Below are 16,046 nucleotides of genomic sequence, written 5' to 3' on the forward strand. Positions count from 1 at the left end.
GTAGGCCTCTTTAGTTGGGTCAGGTCGACCCAACTCTTAAGGCTGTTTGATTGGCGTTATAAATAATTCAGCCTCCTCAATGAGTTCCTCTGTGTGGGTCTTAAAAAAAGAAGGTTTTTTCCTGTATTCATACTCTGGCTGTCCGGAAATCTTACCGCTAATCCAACGGAAGAAATCCTCGATAGCTTCGACAACTTTAAAAAACCCCCGATGCCTCTTTAAAACCTCGTAGCGGGGATCATCAATAATAGATGACATGAGTGATGTTGCTGCAGACGTCCCCATCCCTTTCCAAGTCCAATACAAGGATTGGATGGTCTGCAGTAATAACTCTGCGGCAATGGGATGGCGGATTTTTAAATTTTTATACTGACTATGTAACTTCTTCAAGGGGACAGGGAGGGATTCTTCCTCCAGCTTTTCGGCAAAACACTCAACAATCTTATAATCTGGTTTGAGTGCCAATAAAGCCTCACAATCTTCTTTAGGGCTAGGGCAAGTCTGTCTATAAGTCTCAATAATAAAGAGTTCTTGCTTGTTTTGTAATTCGAACAATATATCTCTTATGAGATGAGAATATTTCTGAGAATAAGGTGTCTTTTTTAGAGCCTCTTCTGTTACGGCATAAAGCTCATGGTACCAGTTTTGTAGCGTTTCAGGATAGTTAGCTAATGCCGCAAGATTCGCCCTATGCCAGAGGTTTACTTGCAGCGCCTCTTCTGCGTTAGGATGGGTGGCTTTTACGCTAACCGAGGTTGTGGTTCCTGAATGCTCATCAGGGGGGGATTTTAAGGTTTGGTGTTTGATGGGGGGATGAACTGGAATAATTTCAATAGCGGCAATATCGGGAGATACAACATCTGGAGAAACAACATCAATACCATCCCTAGGAATTAATTTTGCGGGCACTAAGTTGTGGTCAACAACGGGATCAGCACTCAGCAGCTGGTTGCCCTCTTTGTCAATAATCACGGCGGTTTGCTTAGGGCTAACTGATACTTGTGGCGGTTCAGTTAAATGAGATAAGGTGGGCTTAGTAATAGGTTGACTGTCTATTATTGGCGCATCATGCTCTTTTTTTCCTGAGACAAGGGAAGTGGGGGATATATTAGGCTCATCCATTCCAATGAGGTCATCGCTAGGGCGCTCAAGTGCTGTTGCTTGTTTTATTACCTTTAATGGTTCTGCGTCAATTAGATGAACAGGAGGTAGGACTACCGGATCCGCTAAGTTTTTAGGTGGATAGTGAATTGGGGGTTGATGGATAAGATCTACATCTAGAAAAGTCGGCAGTTCATCAATAATAACAGGCGGTTCTGAGTTATTTATCGCAACTACTGCCTGATGTTCTGTCAGCGTTTTATCTTGCATCACATCGGTTTCGATAATTTTCTTTTTTATTCCAGCCATATCACTTTGACAGGTCGCCAGTTTACCACTGAATTCTTCTATTTGTGCCGCAAACGTTTTTTCTTGCTGTAATTTTGCTTTAAACTCTAAAGCAATTTTAAGTTGCTCGATATTAAATTCAACTTCCCTTTGCATAGTATTGATAGCTTGTACTTTGTCCCTTTGCAGCTGTAATTTGGCGACTAATAATTTTGCTTTACCAAAATAAAGTTCACAGGTCTCTAACTGCTCATTCTTATGAGCTAAATTCGCTTCTTCGGGTAGAGCTTGTTGTAATTCTTCAATACTAGGGAGCAAGGAGTCTTGCTCTGCGGGTAAATTATAGTCGCGCCTATAACCTAATAGCTCGCTCATGATGGGAAGTAATTTGTTAATTAAAGCCAGTAAGGCCTCATACTTCTTGATATTATCCGGTATTAAAAAGATATTATTAATTAATAATAAATAAAAATCGGTTACATCTGCTTTAGGGTTGAAATCTTCGGGTACCTTGCATCCAGGGAGTTGATTAAGGAGGGTTGTCGCCTGACTTACTAAGCGCTCCTCAGTGGCAGACGACATCACATTTGAGTTAGAAATCTTAGTTAATATCTCAATTTGTGCTAATAAATTAGTTTGTTGTAGCTGCTTTTCTTTTTGTAAGTTTAACAAGGTTAAAAAACCCAAGCGTTGAACATGAAGAGCCTGTTCTTCATTGTATTTGCTTTTATTCGCAAGCCAACTAGCCCAAGAGCCTAAATCTACATAGGATAAAATGCTGTCCACCTTCCTCTTATAGCTTTCAATGAGTGCAGGAACGTGAGGGGTTTGCTGAAACTCTATGGTTAAATCTAACTGTAGATCTTTCTTTAAAGGGTGCTTTTGGATTTTTTTCGCCAGGTCTTCTAATTCTATCGTTAATTTCGTATTAATTGCCTGGAGTGATGCTATCTTTGTTTGTGAATCACTGGTTGAAAGACATTCTGCGAATCCCTCTTGAAGTTTTTCTAATTGCGGTTTTAATTCAATAATTTTGTTTAATTTTTCGGCAATAGAGAATTGAAAGGCTTTCCAGCCTTCCTCATTGTCGATCGAAGGTAGTCTTCTTTCGAATTTATTACGCTCGCTATAATGAGAGATAGCATTGAGCAGTTCGGTTTGTTTTTCATTTAATTCTAGCAACTTTAGTTTAGCAGTAGGGAGGGTTATTACTTTAATGTATCCTTGTATGTCTTTACGGATAGCAACAATATGTTCCAACTGTCTCTTAGTAATTAAATCCGGGGGGAGTTCTTGAGTACTGCTTTCAGGAGGTTTTATTTTTAGAGTTTCAAGTAAGGTAGTATACAGGGAGGTTAATTCACTGCGACACTCGGCTATTTCATTTTTTAAACGAGTTAATTCCACTTCTAAAGCGGCTAATTCCTTTTGAGCCACGATACCTTTTTCTGAGTACAGGAGGATATCGGCTTCATGTGATTTTAAATCCTTGATTATTTCTTTCAATTCAACTCCTTGTTGCGCAAGCTTTAGGATAAGATCTAATTGCGTCCAGATGTACTCGAGACCCTTTGGTAAGGCAGAGGATGTAAATTCAGGATAATTGATAAAGATTTTTTGAACAAGTCCAGGGTCTAGCGGCTCTGATAAAGCAGAAATATGCTCTACTATCTGTTGAATAGTTGCTTTCATTTCGTCCCTCCTCCTTGTATGGTCTTTTAGGATTCTAACGAAATACCAGGATTATGCAAATAGCTAATAAACAATCCAAGGAAGATATTTTTTAAGTAATAGCGTAGAAAAAAATGCAATAGCACTACACATCTTAACCAAGTTTAGGTATAGTCTTGCGCAAATTTAGGAGTAAAGATGAGACAAAGAATTGTAGCAGGTAATTGGAAAATGAATGGCCAGTTACCGCAAGTAAAACAATTGATTCATGAGTTAAATGAATTACTACCTGCTGAGTCGTCTACCCAGGTCGTTATAGCACCGCCTGCGATCTATCTGCCAGTAGCTAATGAGTTAGCTCATCCATCTATAAAGCTTGCCGCACAAAATGTTTATCCTAAAGATGCAGGAGCCTATACAGGAGAGCTATCTGGACCGATGCTTAAGGATTATCATTGTCGTTATGTCTTAGTCGGACACTCTGAGCGTCGACAATCTTTTCAAGAAAATGAAAATTTTGTAGCAGAGAAATTCCACCATGTGAAAGATCATGGTATGATACCTATTCTTTGTGTTGGTGAAACGCTAATTGAGCGTGAAAAAGGACAAACAGAACAAGTAATAGCCAAGCAACTGCTTGCAGTGAGTGAAAAAAATAAAACTTGTTTTAAACACTGTGTCATCGCATATGAACCCGTTTGGGCCATAGGCACAGGTAAAACTGCAACGCCTGAGCAAGCACAAGAAATACATCAGTTTATTAGAAAACTGATTAAAGAAACAAATGAACATGATGCTGAGCAATTAACGCTTCTCTATGGTGGAAGTGTTAATGAACAAAACGCCAAGTCACTATTTGCTATGCCAGATATTGATGGTGGTTTGATTGGTGGTGCATCATTAAATGCGAAACAGTTTGTGGAAATTATTAAATGTATCAATTGATATTAATGATTCATGTTGTAGTTGCTATTGTCTTAATTGGCTTAGTATTGATTCAGCACGGTAAGGGTGCCGATATCGGTGCCGCTTTTGGCTCCGGTGCGTCAAATACTCTATTTGGCAGTCAAGGAACAGGTGGGTTTCTTTTTAAATTGACTGGTGGATTGGCAATTACATTTTTTGCTACCAGCTTAACGCTTTCTTATCTTGTATCTACCAAATACCAGAAAGCAGAGCAAGCGCTGCCACAGCAAACAACGTTACCTCAAAATTCAGTTCCTGTACCTGAACAAAGCAAAAGTGGAAAACAATAAAAAGTGTATTTATTTACTTGCTGGTAAGTAAATAAATTAAATAAGAATTGCCGAAGTGGTGGAATTGGTAGACACGCCGTCTTGAGGGGGCGGTGGCGTAAGCCGTGTCGGTTCGAGTCCGACCTTCGGCACCATTTTAATCCGAGCAAGGTGAGCTAATGCTATCTCAATATTTACCCATACTTGTCTTTATTATTTTAGGCTTAATTTTAGGCGTAGTTATGATGGGCGCTGGTGCCTTATTCTCTAAGCACCAACCTGACTCGGCTAAAAATGCACCCTATGAATGTGGTTTTGGTGCTTTTGAAAGCTCCCATATACCTTTTGATGTGCGCTTTTATCTAGTTGCCATTTTATTTATTATTTTTGACTTAGAGACCGCCTTCTTTTTTCCCTGGGCTGTTGCTTTACGTAAGCTCGGTTGGTTTGGGTTTGGCGCAATGATGTTATTTTTAGGCTTATTAGTAATTGGTTTTATCTACGAGTGGAAGCGAGGCGCATTAGATTGGGAGTAATCCCTTTACTAGCACACAGCTGTTTTTGATTATTAACTGCATAGAGGCGAAATAACTATGGCGGTTGCAGAATTGCAAAAAAAAGGTTTTGAAACAACAACAATTGATAAATTATTAGGATGGGCACGCAGCGGATCTATGTGGCCTATGACTTTTGGTTTGGCTTGTTGTGCAGTGGAAATGATGCACGTAGGTGCTGCGCGTTATGATTTGGATCGCTTTGGAGTGATCTTCCGTCCAAGTCCGCGTCAATCAGACGTTATGATTGTTGCTGGTACACTCTGCAATAAAATGGCTCCTGCTTTAAGAAAAGTCTATGATCAAATGCCTGAACCACGTTGGGTTATTTCAATGGGCTCTTGTGCGAATGGTGGTGGTTATTATCATTATTCTTATTCAGTCGTACGAGGTTGTGATCGTATTGTGCCCGTTGATGTCTATGTTCCAGGCTGCCCTCCAACAGCGGAGGCCCTTCTTTATGGCATTATCCAATTACAAAATAAAATTAGACATAAAAAAATAATAGAAGCCTAATTAGAACCCTCAAAGGTGCACATTAAATGACTAAAAGTGATTATTTAGTTGAACAGCTTAATGCCGAGTTTGCAAATTACATTACCCAAACAACGTTTGCTCATGGCGAACTAACTATTGAGTGCAAAGCCCAAAACATCAGAACACTGATGCTCGCTTTACGGGATAATGAGCCCTTTTGCTTTGATCAGCTCATTGATCTTTGTGGTGTAGATTATTTGTATTATGGCGAGTACGATTGGAAAACCGATTCAGCGACAGAAAATGGCTTCTCGCGTGGAGTTGAGCCGCAGGAAACAAGAGCTTGTTCTTTAGATAAGCCGCGTTTTGCTGTAGTTTATCATTTGCTGTCAACATCAAAAAATCAACGGCTACGGGTTAAGGTATTTACTGATGCTGCTCATCTCATTATTCCTTCAATCCATACCGTATGGAAAGGGGCTAATTGGTTTGAACGCGAAGCCTATGACATGTACGGTATTTTATTTGAAGGCCATCCTGATTTAAGACGTATTCTTACGGATTATGGTTTCATTGGACATCCATTCCGTAAAGATTTTCCCTTAAGCGGACAAGTAGAAATGCGCTATGATGCGAAGCTTGAAAAAGTAATTTATGCTCCCGTTGATATAACGCCCAGAATACTGGTTCCTAAGGTTATTCGAAATGACAATCGCTATATGGTCAATAAAGGTGGCGAAGAATGATTGAACTAAAAAACTATACCCTAAATTTCGGCCCCCAACATCCGGCTGCCCATGGAGTTTTACGCTTAGTCCTTGAGTTAGAGGGTGAGACGATTGTTCGTGCTGATCCGCATATAGGCCTTTTGCACCGTGCAACCGAAAAATTAGCAGAAACAAAACCCTACATTCAAAGTATAGGCTACATGGATAGACTTGATTACGTATCCATGATGTGTAATGAGCATGCCTATGTTCGTGCCATAGAAAAACTTTTAGATATTGAAGCACCTATACGAGCGCAATACATCCGAACCATGTTCGATGAGGTTACCCGCATTTTGAACCACCTGCTCTGGCTAGGTGCCGTCGCCATCGATTTGGGCGCTATGACGGTATTTCTCTACTGCTTCAGAGAGCGCGAAGATTTATTTGATTGCTATGAAGCTGTTTCGGGTGCTCGTATGCACGCGACCTATTATCGACCTGGTGGTGTTGCTCGTGACCTTCCTGATACTATGCCCAAATATAAAACCTCACGTTGGCATAGTGATCGCGAAGTGGAAAAAATGAATGAAACCAGAGAGGGTAGTTTATTAGACTTCCTCTGGGCTTTTACCGAGCGTTTTCCTAAGTGTGTTGATGAATACGAAACCCTGCTAACGGATAATCGGATTTGGAAGCAACGGACAGTAGATATTGGCATAGTTTCTCCTGAAAATGCATTGCAGTGGGGTTTCACTGGCCCAATGTTACGCGGCTCGGGCATTGCCTGGGATTTACGTAAAAAACAAAGCTACGCTGCTTATGATCAAATGGATTTCGATATCCCTGTCGGTAAAACAGGTGATTGCTACGATCGTTATTTAGTCCGGGTGGCTGAATTAAGACAATCCAATCGGATAATTAGACAATGTATTGAGTGGCTTCGCAATAATCCAGGGCCTATTAAAATCGATGACCATAAGATTACACCGCCACGTCGGGTAGAAATGAAGCATGATATGGAAGCACTTATCCATCATTTTAAGTTGTTCACTGAGGGTTTTTGTTTGCCAGCTGGTGAAGTCTACAGTGCTGTGGAAGCACCCAAAGGGGAGTTTGGGATTTATATGGTTTCTGATGGTGCGAATAAACCCTATCGTATGAAAATTCGTGCGCCAGGTTTTGCCCATTTATCGAGCTATGATGAAATGGTTCGTGGCCATATGTTAGCTGACGGTGTCGCTATTTTAGCAAGCCAAGATATCGTATTCGGTGAAATAGATCGTTAATTATTTAAAGAACTACTAGTAACTTTATAAAGGTTTTCACATGTCTGAACAGTCAGAAAAAACATTGCGTCACTATATGACAGCAGAACAGATGCAAGATATTGATCATTGGGTTGCCAAGTATCCCAATGAGCAACGTCAATCAGCAGTTATGAGTACGCTACGAATTGCCCAAGAAGCTCATGGGCACTTAACGCCTGAATTAATGGATGCTATTGCAGCCTATCTTCATATGCCAGCTATTGCGGTGTATGAAGTGGCTAGTTTTTACACAATGTACGAGCATAAACCAGTTGGAAAGCATTTGATTAATGTTTGTACTAATATTTCTTGCCAATTACGTAATTCAAAAGAAATCGTAAATTACCTAGAAACAAAATTAGGTATTCAACTAGGCGAAACAACTGACGATGGTCGATTTACTTTAAGATCCGTTGAATGTTTAGGTGCATGTGTCAACGCACCAATGATGCAGGTAGATAAAGATTATCATGAAAATCTAACTACTGATTCTATAGATAAAGTATTGGAACAATACCAATAAGTGATTGAGGTGACTGCCATGGTTGAATTAAATCAAGTTTGTTATCGAACCTTACATTTGCCAAAGTCATGGACTTTATCTGCTTATGAAAGTGTCGGTGGTTATAGTGCTTGGCGTAAAATTTTACAAGAGCAAACTTCTCCTCAATTAATCATTGATGAACTGAAGACCTCTGCTTTGCGAGGAAGAGGGGGAGCAGGATTTCCAACCGGTTTGAAATGGAGTTTCATGAATCGCAATACTCCGGTGCAAAAATATGTAGTATGCAATTCAGACGAAGGCGAACCTGGCACCTGTAAAGATAGAGATATATTAGCACTTAATCCCCATCAATTAATTGAAGGGATGGCCATTGCCGGCTATGTAATGGGATCAACGGTAGGTTATAACTATATCCGTGGGGAATTTTGGTTGCCTTATGAGCGGATGGAAGCTGCACTTAAAGAAGCTTATGAAGCCGGTTTATTAGGAAAAAATATTTTAGGTTCAGGCGTCGATTTTGATTTATATAATCACTTAGGTGCAGGAGCTTATATTTGTGGTGAAGAAACCGCATTGCTGAACTCTTTAGAGGGAAAAAAGGGTCAACCTCGGTTTAAGCCACCTTTCCCTGCTAACTATGGTTTATACGGTAAGCCGACCACCATAAATAACACTGAAACCTTTGCCTCAGTTCCAGTAATTATGGAAAAAGGTGGTGATTGGTTCTTGAAATTAGGAAAACCTAATAATGGCGGTGCTAAATGTTTTAGTGTTAGTGGTCATGTAAATAAGCCTGGTAATTTTGAAATACCTTTAGGAACTCCTTTTAAGACCTTATTAGAATTAGCCGGTGGAGTTATCAATAATCGCAAACTCAAAGCGGTTATTCCAGGCGGTACCTCCATGCCAGTTCTACCAGGTGATATCATGTTGGGTCTCGATATGGATTATGACAGTATCCAAAAGGCAGGTTCAGGCCTGGGTTCTGGCGCCGTTATCATAATGGATGAAACGACCTGTATGGTTGATGCTTTATATCGTATTTCTGAATTTTATATGGATGAATCTTGCGGGCAATGTACACCTTGCCGCGAAGGAACAGGCTGGTTAGTACGTTTACTACATCGTATCAAGCATGGTCATGGCGAACCCGGAGATGTCGAAAAGCTAGTGAACGTAGCTGACAATATTGAAGGGCGCACAATCTGTGCGTTAGGTGAGGCAGCAGCCTGGCCTGTACAGAGTTTTGTAAAGCACTTTTATCATGAATTTGATTATTTCATTAAGCATAAACGCTCGGTCGTCGCAGCATAATTTAAAAGGTTAGACCATGGCTACTATTGAAATTGACGGTAAAACATTTGAAGTTGAAAATGGCAAGATGATTATCGAAGTCGCTGATGAGGCTGGTATTCATATTCCTCGTTTTTGTTATCACAAAAAATTATCTGTTGCAGCTAACTGCCGTATGTGTTTAGTTGAAGTTGAGAACGGTCGAAAGCCTGTTCCTGCTTGTGCAACTCCCATTACTAATGGGATGAAAGTATTTACTAAATCAGAGCAAGCTCTACATTCACAAAAAGTAGTAATGGAATTTTTGTTAATTAACCATCCCTTAGATTGCCCTATTTGCGATCAGGGTGGTGAATGCGAATTACAAGATGTTTCGATGGGCTTTGGAACTGATCAATCAGAATATACCGAGAGTAAACGCTCAGTTGAAGATGATAATTTAGGAACCCTAATTGCAACTGAAATGACGCGTTGTATTCATTGCACACGCTGTGTCCGTTTTGGTGAGGAAGTGGCAGGAATCAGAGAGTTGGGAGCAACTGGCCGCGGCGAGCACATGCAAATTGGTACTTATGTAAATCATAGTATGACTTCGGAAGTTTCTGGTAATATTATCGATCTATGCCCGGTAGGTGCATTAACTTCTAAACCTTTCCGTTTTACCGCCAGGGCTTGGGAATTAGTGCAGCATGAGAGTATTGCACCGCACGATTGTCTGGGTTCAAATGTCTATCTACATACCCGTAATAATAAATTAATGCGTGCTGTTCCCAAAGAAAATGAAGCAATTAATGAAACCTGGCTTTCAGATCGTGATCGTTTCAGTTATCTGGGCTTAAATTCCGCCCACCGTGCTGGAAAACCGCAAATTAAACGCAATGGCCAATGGGAAACAGTGGATTGGGAAACCGCCTTAAAATTTACTGCCGATGGTTTCAGTAAAGTAATTAAACAATATGGTCCGGAACAAGCTGCAGCCTTTGCCTCGCCTTCTTCAACCTTAGAAGAATTGTATTTATTGCAAAAGCTCATGCGCGCTCTCGGTGTTCATAATATTGATCACCGTCTGCATCAGATAGATTTTAAAGATCAAAATCAACAAGCGGCTACACCAATAAGCACCTTAGTGTATGAGGAATTAGAACAGCAAAATAATATCATCGTGGTTGGCTGTAATATTGATAGGGAAGTACCTCTTGCGGGAATTAAATTACGTAAGGCTTACCGTAATGGTGCTCATATCTACGCCATTAATTCTGTGGACTATGAGTATCGTGCAAAATTATCAGGCTCTGTAATTGTTTCCCCATTAGAATTACCCATGCAACTGGCCCGCCTAGCCCTTGCGCTTACTAGTGATGTAAAATCCTTACCTGCAGAGGCTCAAAAACTCTTAATTGGTTTAGAGCCAGATCAAATGAGCAAAGATCTTGCTACGGGCTTGCAAAATGGTAAAACAGCAATTATTACAGGCGCACTTTGCGAAAACCATCCAGAGGCTTCATTAATTCGTACTTTAGTACATTTAATTGCGGGACTAAGTTCAGCCAAAATTTTACGCTTGACTAGCGGTGCAAATGCAGCTGGAGCCAGTCTTGCCGGGATGTTGCCACATCGACTAACTGGTGGAAAAGAACTTGCTGAACCTGGATTAGATGTGCAAGCGGCGCTGAATGCTAAACTTAAAGCTTATTTCTTAATGGGCGTGGAGCCTGGTTATGATTTCGCAAACCCTTTTGGTGCTCGTCAATCAATGTTGGGTGCTGAATTTGTGGTATTGTTGTCTGCTTATGATCAGGAGTCTATGCGCGATTATGCGGATGTGATACTTCCTATTGCACCTTATGCTGAAACCTCAGGGACTTACATTAATGTAAATAATACTTGGCAAACAGTAAAAGGTGCTTTAACACCTTTTGATGAGGCCCGTCCAGCTTGGAAGGTTCTGCGTGTTTTGGGTAATTTATTGCATTGTGATGGCTTTGAGCACACTTCTAGCGAAGAGGTTTTAAATGAGGTTCGCTCGAGCGTAGCAATGACCGCTGCAAGCGAGTATACCCCTTATTATCCAGAGTCGCTTCCTGTCATTAATCATTCATTGGTCCGCGTTGGCGAATGGCCTTTGTACCGTATTGATGCGATCGTCCGCAATGCTCAAGATTTACAAAAATGTGCAGCTTCTGAGCCCGCATGCATACGTATTCATCCCTCAACAGCAGATAGATTGCAATTAGCTGAAGTTGCTACTGTATCTCAAAGTGATATTGAGATAACATTGCCACTGATACGTGATGAGCGCATTGCAGCAGATGTGGTATGGGTCGCAAATGCAATGCCTGAAACTGTAGATTTAGGTCATTCTTTTGCTGCAATAACAATTAAGCGCTAAAATAGGTAAGAACATGCAAAATATTGCCATATTAATTTGGGTTATCATCAAGATACTGGTCATTGTAGTTCCATTATTGCTTTGCGTAGCTTATCTGATCTATGCAGAGCGTAAAGTTATCGGTTACATCCAGGTTCGTATTGGTCCAAATCGAGTAGGTTTTAAAGGTCTATTACAACCTATAGCTGATTTAATTAAGCTCATTACCAAAGAAATTATCGTTCCCACCAAATCGAACAGATATCTTTTTATTGTGGCACCTCTTTTTTCATTAGTTCCCTCCTTAGTGGGTTGGGCAGTAATTCCTTTCCAAGAGGGGATGGTGCTTACTAATATAAATGCAGGCACTTTATATATTTTTGCGATGAGTTCCTTAGGTGTTTATGGTGTCCTTATCGCTGGCTGGGCTTCTAACTCAAAATATGCCATGTTTGGGGCACTAAGAAGCACTGCGCAAACCGTTTCCTACGAAATTGCGATGGGTTTTGCTTTTGTTGGTGCCTTACTCGCAGCCGGAAGTATGAACCTTAGCGATATTGTATTGTCACAGCAAGGGGGTATTTTGCACTGGTGGTTTGTGCCGCTCTTTCCTCTATTCATTGTTTTTTGGATAGCAGGGATAGCAGAAACTAACCGCGCGCCCTTTGATTTAGCAGAAGGTGAATCAGAGATAGTTGCTGGATTCCATGTCGAGTATTCCGGAATAGGTTTTGCTCTATTCTTTCTAGCTGAATATGCCAGCATGATTTTAATCTCAGCGGTATTATCACTGGTGTTCTTAGGCGGATGGCTTTCACCCTTTGAAGGAATACCCGTACTCAATGACATCTTTTTTGTGGTTCCAGGTTTTGTCTGGTTATTATTAAAGATTAGTTTCTTCTTATTTGTGTACTTGTGGGTTAGAGCTACCTTCCCTCGCTATCGTTATGATCAGTTAATGCGTTTGGGATGGAAAGTACTTATTCCTGTTACCATAGTTTGGATTATCGTAACAGCATTAATGGTTGTTACACACCTTAAACCCTGGTTTTGATGGATAATAGAGAAGCCTAATGAAAAAAGCATATCAATACATAAAACATTACGTCCGTAGTTTTCTGTTAATAGAACTTTTGTCAGGATTAAAACTAACTGGCAAATATTTCTTTAAGAAAAAAATTACGGTTCAATTTCCGGAAGAGCAAACTCCTTTGTCTCCTCGTTTTAGGGGCTTACTCGCTTTGCGGCGCTATCCCAATGGCGAAGAGCGATGTATTGCTTGTAAACTATGTGAAGCGGTATGTCCGGCCTTAGCTATCACCATTGAATCAGATGAGCGAGAGGATGGTTCGCGCCGTACTACGCGCTATGACATCGATATGTTCAAGTGTATCAACTGTGGTTTATGTGAAGAATCTTGTCCAGTTGACTCCATAGTGGTGACCCCTATTCATCATTACCATATCAGTGAGCGTGGGCAAAATATCATGACCAAAGAAAAACTTTTGGCAGTGGGGGACTTAATGGAGCCACGTCTTGCGGCTGATCGTCTAGCTGATGAAAAATATAGATAAAGGTACGCACTATGAATGAACAAATTATCCACATAATATTTTATATCTTTGCTTTAATTGCAATTGGTTCAGCACTAATGGTCATCAGCCAAAATAACCCCGTTCGATGCGTGTTATTTTTAGTGCTCACCTTTTTTGCTAGTGCCGTGCTTTGGTTATTAGCAGAAGCCGAGTTTCTGTCGCTAATTTTAATTCTCGTTTATGTCGGCGCAGTTATGACCTTATTTTTATTTGTGGTCATGATGCTTAATATTGATGTTGAAAGTATGAAGGGCCATTTTATGCGCTACTTGCCCATAGGCTTAATTTTAGTAGCGTTTTTAACCGGATTATTAATGGTGGCCGCACCATCTGAGCTATTTAAAGCTGCTAGCGGATCACAAAAGCCCTCTTCATCGAGCTCTGAGTTACTAGCGCAAGAAGGGGTAAGCACTGCAAAAGCTGCGCTTTCTAATACAGAATCTTTAGGCCTTGTTCTTTATACAGACTATTTATTAGCCTTCGAAATCGCTGCAGTTATTTTATTAGTGGCAATTGTTTCTGCAATTACCTTGGCACACAGAGGCACCGCTCGCTCTAAACGGCAAGATGTTGTGAAGCAACTATTAACTCGAAAAGAAGATCGGGTTCAATTAGTACAAATGCAATCAGAAAAATAAAACATTGGGGAATTCTTTTATGATACCGGTTAATGATTATCTGATATTAGGTGCGATCTTGTTCGGCTTAGGCTTGGTAGGCATTATGCTAAATCGCAAAAATATCATTTTATTGCTTGTTTGTGTTGAGTTAATGCTGCTTGCCGTTAACACAAACTTTATCGCTTTTTCTCGTTATTATCATGATGTTGGCGGACAAGTTTTTGTTTTTTTCATTCTGACGGTAGCTGCTGCTGAAGCTGCAATAGGATTAGCCATAGTCATGTTACTTTATAGAAATCGTGGCAACATTGATGTTGATAAAATGAATCATTTAAAAGGTTAGAATCGTGAGTATACACCAACTATGTTTAATAATTGTTTTAGCTCCGCTAATTGGCTCAATCATATCGGGATTCTTCCGTAATCAGATAGGGCGGGTAGGTGCACATACCGTTACTATCGCTTTGGTTTTTATATCCTTAATTTTATCGCTGTATGTTGGCTGCGGTATCCTTTCAGGCTCTATCCCAACAACTAATAATTTGATTTACCATTGGGCAACCGGTGGGGCCTTATTACCTTATGATTTCAGCCTGGGTTTTCTAATAGATCCTTTAACTGTAGTGATGCTAGTTGTGGTTACTTTCGTTTCTTTGCTTGTCCATATTTATAGCATCGGCTACATGGCAGAGGATGATGGCTATCAACGTTTTTTCAGTTACATTTCGCTGTTTACCTTTATGATGCTGATGTTAGTAACCTCTAATAATTTTTTACAATTATTTTTTGGCTGGGAAGGTGTGGGCCTAGTTTCTTATTTACTCATCGGTTTCTGGTATCAGAAGGAATCTGCTATTGAAGGAAATTTAAAAGCATTTTTAGTCAACCGGGTAGGTGATTTTGGTTTTATTTTGGGAATGGGTTTAGTTTTCGCTTATACCGGTAGTCTAGATTACAGCACGGTATTTAAAAGTGCCAATTATCTCGCGAGCCAAAACATAGAGATTTTTAGTGGTCATTCTTGGTCGCTTATTACCGTTATCTGTATTCTATTATTTGTCGGTGCAATGGGTAAGTCAGCCCAAGTACCTCTTCATGTATGGCTGCCTGAGTCCATGGAGGGTCCGACCCCTATTTCTGCTTTAATCCATGCGGCTACCATGGTGACTGCTGGCGTCTTTATGGTCGCACGCATCTCCCCTTTAATGGAGTTATCAACCACAGCGCTAAGCTTTGTATTGGTTATTGGGGCAACAGGGGCCTTATTTACTGGAATCCTAGCTTTAGTAATGAATGATATCAAGCGAGTTGTTGCATACTCTACCCTATCGCAATTAGGTTATATGATGGTAGCCATGGGGGCCTCAGCTTATAGTGCGGGGATCTTTCATTTATTGACACATGCTTGTTTCAAAGCCTTGTTGTTCTTAGGCGCAGGCTCGGTAATCATTGGCATGCACCATGAACAAGATATGCGTAAAATGGGTGGCTTGTGGAACAAAATGCCCATTACCTATGTGACCTATGTCATTGGAAGTTTAGCGCTTTGTGCTTTCCCTCCTTTTGCTGGTTTTTATTCTAAAGACACGATTATCGAAGCGGCCCAGCTCAGCCAAATTCCAGGTGCTAGTTATGCCTATTTTTGTGTGGCTTTGGGGGCTATGGTAACCGCCTTATATACGTTTAGATCCTTATTTATGACCTTCCATGGTAAGCCACGGATGGATGAACATACTTTAAGCCATCTGCACGAATCACCCTGGGTGGTTTGGTTGCCCTTAGTCATCTTGGCTATTCCTTCCGTGATTATCGGCTACATACTTTATATGCCTATGTTATTTAATCAACCTAGCTTACTAAGTTCTTCCCTGTTTATTTTACCTGAACACAATGTATTAGCCGAACTAGCTCATGAAGTTAGCTCGCCGCTTAGCTCGGCACTTCACTCGGTAACTAGCTTGACCTTTTGGCTAACGGTAGCCGGTGCGCTCATTGCTTGGGTTTGCTATATTGCTGTTCCCGCAATCCCGACGATGTTAGCAAAACACCTTTCTTTCATTTATTCCGTTTTATTAAACAAATATGGCTTCGATCGTTTTAATGACCTTGTTTTTGTCAAGGGTTCTAAAATGATGGGATGCTTGTTTTATAAAGTCGGTGATCAGAAGTTGATTGATGGTTTGATAGTTAATGGCAGCGGTAAGTTAGTGCGATGGTTTTCCAGTAAAGGTCGTACAGTGCAAAGTGGCTATCTATATCATTATGCAACAGTCATGGTATTGGGATTATTCGGTTTCTTGTGTTGGTTGATACTGCGCTAAA

Annotated in this window: 15 protein-coding genes and 1 tRNA gene; 15 read left to right on the top strand and 1 reads right to left on the bottom strand. The window is 40.6% G+C overall.

The annotated features are described in order from the left end of the window. Window positions 1–36 precede the first annotated feature (36 nt). Complete coding sequence (locus ELY15_RS00930; protein WP_127097781.1) at window positions 37–3,081, bottom strand: hypothetical protein; 3,045 nt, start codon at window positions 3,079–3,081, stop codon at window positions 37–39. 177 nt (window positions 3,082–3,258) lie between these two features. On the opposite strand from ELY15_RS00930, the gene tpiA reads away from it, so the two are divergent. The 15 genes from tpiA (at window position 3,259) to nuoL (ending at window position 16,045) form a co-directional block, all read left to right on the top strand. After that, window positions 3,259–4,005, top strand: a complete 747-nt coding sequence (tpiA, locus tag ELY15_RS00935; protein WP_127097782.1) for a triose-phosphate isomerase — start codon at window positions 3,259–3,261, stop codon at window positions 4,003–4,005. Further along, a complete protein-coding gene (gene secG, locus ELY15_RS00940) occupies window positions 3,993–4,316 on the top strand; it encodes a preprotein translocase subunit SecG (protein WP_127097783.1) in 324 nt (107 codons plus the stop codon). The genes tpiA and secG overlap by 13 nt, the downstream gene beginning before the upstream one ends. A gap of 49 nt (window positions 4,317–4,365) precedes the next feature. Beyond that, window positions 4,366–4,450, top strand: a tRNA-Leu gene (locus tag ELY15_RS00945). A gap of 24 nt (window positions 4,451–4,474) precedes the next feature. Further along, a complete protein-coding gene (locus tag ELY15_RS00950) occupies window positions 4,475–4,831 on the top strand; it encodes an NADH-quinone oxidoreductase subunit A (RefSeq protein WP_127097784.1) in 357 nt (118 codons plus the stop codon). Between the two features lie 57 nt (window positions 4,832–4,888). Then, window positions 4,889–5,365, top strand: a complete 477-nt coding sequence (locus ELY15_RS00955; protein WP_127097785.1) for an NADH-quinone oxidoreductase subunit B family protein — start codon at window positions 4,889–4,891, stop codon at window positions 5,363–5,365. Window positions 5,366–5,391: 26 nt separating this feature from the next. Further along, window positions 5,392–6,072 carry an NADH-quinone oxidoreductase subunit C gene (locus tag ELY15_RS00960; RefSeq protein ID WP_127097786.1) on the top strand — a complete coding sequence of 227 codons (681 nt, stop codon included), beginning with the start codon at window positions 5,392–5,394 and terminating at the stop codon, window positions 6,070–6,072. Next, the gene (locus tag ELY15_RS00965; protein ID WP_127097787.1) at window positions 6,069–7,322 is read left to right on the top strand and encodes an NADH-quinone oxidoreductase subunit D; all 1,254 of its coding nucleotides are present in this window, start codon (window positions 6,069–6,071) and stop codon (window positions 7,320–7,322) included. Before ELY15_RS00960 ends, ELY15_RS00965 begins: the two co-directional genes overlap by 4 nt. A 40-nt stretch (window positions 7,323–7,362) precedes the next feature. After that, window positions 7,363–7,866: an NADH-quinone oxidoreductase subunit NuoE gene (nuoE, locus tag ELY15_RS00970; RefSeq protein ID WP_127097788.1), complete on the top strand. Its 504-nt coding sequence runs from the start codon at window positions 7,363–7,365 to the stop codon at window positions 7,864–7,866. A gap of 18 nt (window positions 7,867–7,884) precedes the next feature. Then, window positions 7,885–9,162 (top strand): NADH-quinone oxidoreductase subunit NuoF, encoded by a 1,278-nt coding sequence (nuoF, locus tag ELY15_RS00975; protein ID WP_127097789.1) that lies wholly within the window; start codon window positions 7,885–7,887, stop codon window positions 9,160–9,162. A gap of 16 nt (window positions 9,163–9,178) precedes the next feature. Beyond that, window positions 9,179–11,530, top strand: a complete 2,352-nt coding sequence (gene nuoG / locus ELY15_RS00980; protein ID WP_127097790.1) for an NADH-quinone oxidoreductase subunit NuoG — start codon at window positions 9,179–9,181, stop codon at window positions 11,528–11,530. Between the two features lie 13 nt (window positions 11,531–11,543). After that, a complete protein-coding gene (nuoH, locus tag ELY15_RS00985; RefSeq protein ID WP_127097791.1) occupies window positions 11,544–12,563 on the top strand; it encodes an NADH-quinone oxidoreductase subunit NuoH in 1,020 nt (339 codons plus the stop codon). A 19-nt stretch (window positions 12,564–12,582) separates the two neighbouring features. Next, a complete protein-coding gene (nuoI, locus tag ELY15_RS00990; protein ID WP_127097792.1) occupies window positions 12,583–13,083 on the top strand; it encodes an NADH-quinone oxidoreductase subunit NuoI in 501 nt (166 codons plus the stop codon). Between the two features lie 11 nt (window positions 13,084–13,094). Beyond that, window positions 13,095–13,742, top strand: coding sequence for an NADH-quinone oxidoreductase subunit J (locus ELY15_RS00995; RefSeq protein ID WP_127097793.1), 648 nt, complete (start codon window positions 13,095–13,097; stop codon window positions 13,740–13,742). 19 nt (window positions 13,743–13,761) lie between these two features. Then, the gene (gene nuoK, locus ELY15_RS01000; RefSeq protein ID WP_127097794.1) at window positions 13,762–14,067 is read left to right on the top strand and encodes an NADH-quinone oxidoreductase subunit NuoK; all 306 of its coding nucleotides are present in this window, start codon (window positions 13,762–13,764) and stop codon (window positions 14,065–14,067) included. Between the two features lie 4 nt (window positions 14,068–14,071). Next, window positions 14,072–16,045, top strand: coding sequence for an NADH-quinone oxidoreductase subunit L (nuoL, locus tag ELY15_RS01005; protein WP_127097795.1), 1,974 nt, complete (start codon window positions 14,072–14,074; stop codon window positions 16,043–16,045). The last annotated feature ends 1 nt before the right edge of the window (window position 16,046 follow it).

Source organism: Legionella sp. km772 (genome assembly GCF_003989735.1).
GTDB lineage: Bacteria > Pseudomonadota > Gammaproteobacteria > Legionellales > Legionellaceae > Legionella.

What these genes read in the sequence shown, in the direction of transcription:
- ELY15_RS00930 (WP_127097781.1), bottom strand. Translation starts at nt 3,081, where the DNA reads ATGAAAGCAACTATTCAACAGATAGTAGAGCATATTTCTGCTTTATCA.
- tpiA (WP_127097782.1), top strand. Translation starts at nt 3,259, where the DNA reads ATGAGACAAAGAATTGTAGCAGGTAATTGGAAAATGAATGGCCAGTTA.
- secG (WP_127097783.1), top strand. Translation starts at nt 3,993, where the DNA reads ATGTATCAATTGATATTAATGATTCATGTTGTAGTTGCTATTGTCTTA.
- ELY15_RS00950 (WP_127097784.1), top strand. Translation starts at nt 4,475, where the DNA reads ATGCTATCTCAATATTTACCCATACTTGTCTTTATTATTTTAGGCTTA.
- ELY15_RS00955 (WP_127097785.1), top strand. Translation starts at nt 4,889, where the DNA reads ATGGCGGTTGCAGAATTGCAAAAAAAAGGTTTTGAAACAACAACAATT.
- ELY15_RS00960 (WP_127097786.1), top strand. Translation starts at nt 5,392, where the DNA reads ATGACTAAAAGTGATTATTTAGTTGAACAGCTTAATGCCGAGTTTGCA.
- ELY15_RS00965 (WP_127097787.1), top strand. Translation starts at nt 6,069, where the DNA reads ATGATTGAACTAAAAAACTATACCCTAAATTTCGGCCCCCAACATCCG.
- nuoE (WP_127097788.1), top strand. Translation starts at nt 7,363, where the DNA reads ATGTCTGAACAGTCAGAAAAAACATTGCGTCACTATATGACAGCAGAA.
- nuoF (WP_127097789.1), top strand. Translation starts at nt 7,885, where the DNA reads ATGGTTGAATTAAATCAAGTTTGTTATCGAACCTTACATTTGCCAAAG.
- nuoG (WP_127097790.1), top strand. Translation starts at nt 9,179, where the DNA reads ATGGCTACTATTGAAATTGACGGTAAAACATTTGAAGTTGAAAATGGC.
- nuoH (WP_127097791.1), top strand. Translation starts at nt 11,544, where the DNA reads ATGCAAAATATTGCCATATTAATTTGGGTTATCATCAAGATACTGGTC.
- nuoI (WP_127097792.1), top strand. Translation starts at nt 12,583, where the DNA reads ATGAAAAAAGCATATCAATACATAAAACATTACGTCCGTAGTTTTCTG.
- ELY15_RS00995 (WP_127097793.1), top strand. Translation starts at nt 13,095, where the DNA reads ATGAATGAACAAATTATCCACATAATATTTTATATCTTTGCTTTAATT.
- nuoK (WP_127097794.1), top strand. Translation starts at nt 13,762, where the DNA reads ATGATACCGGTTAATGATTATCTGATATTAGGTGCGATCTTGTTCGGC.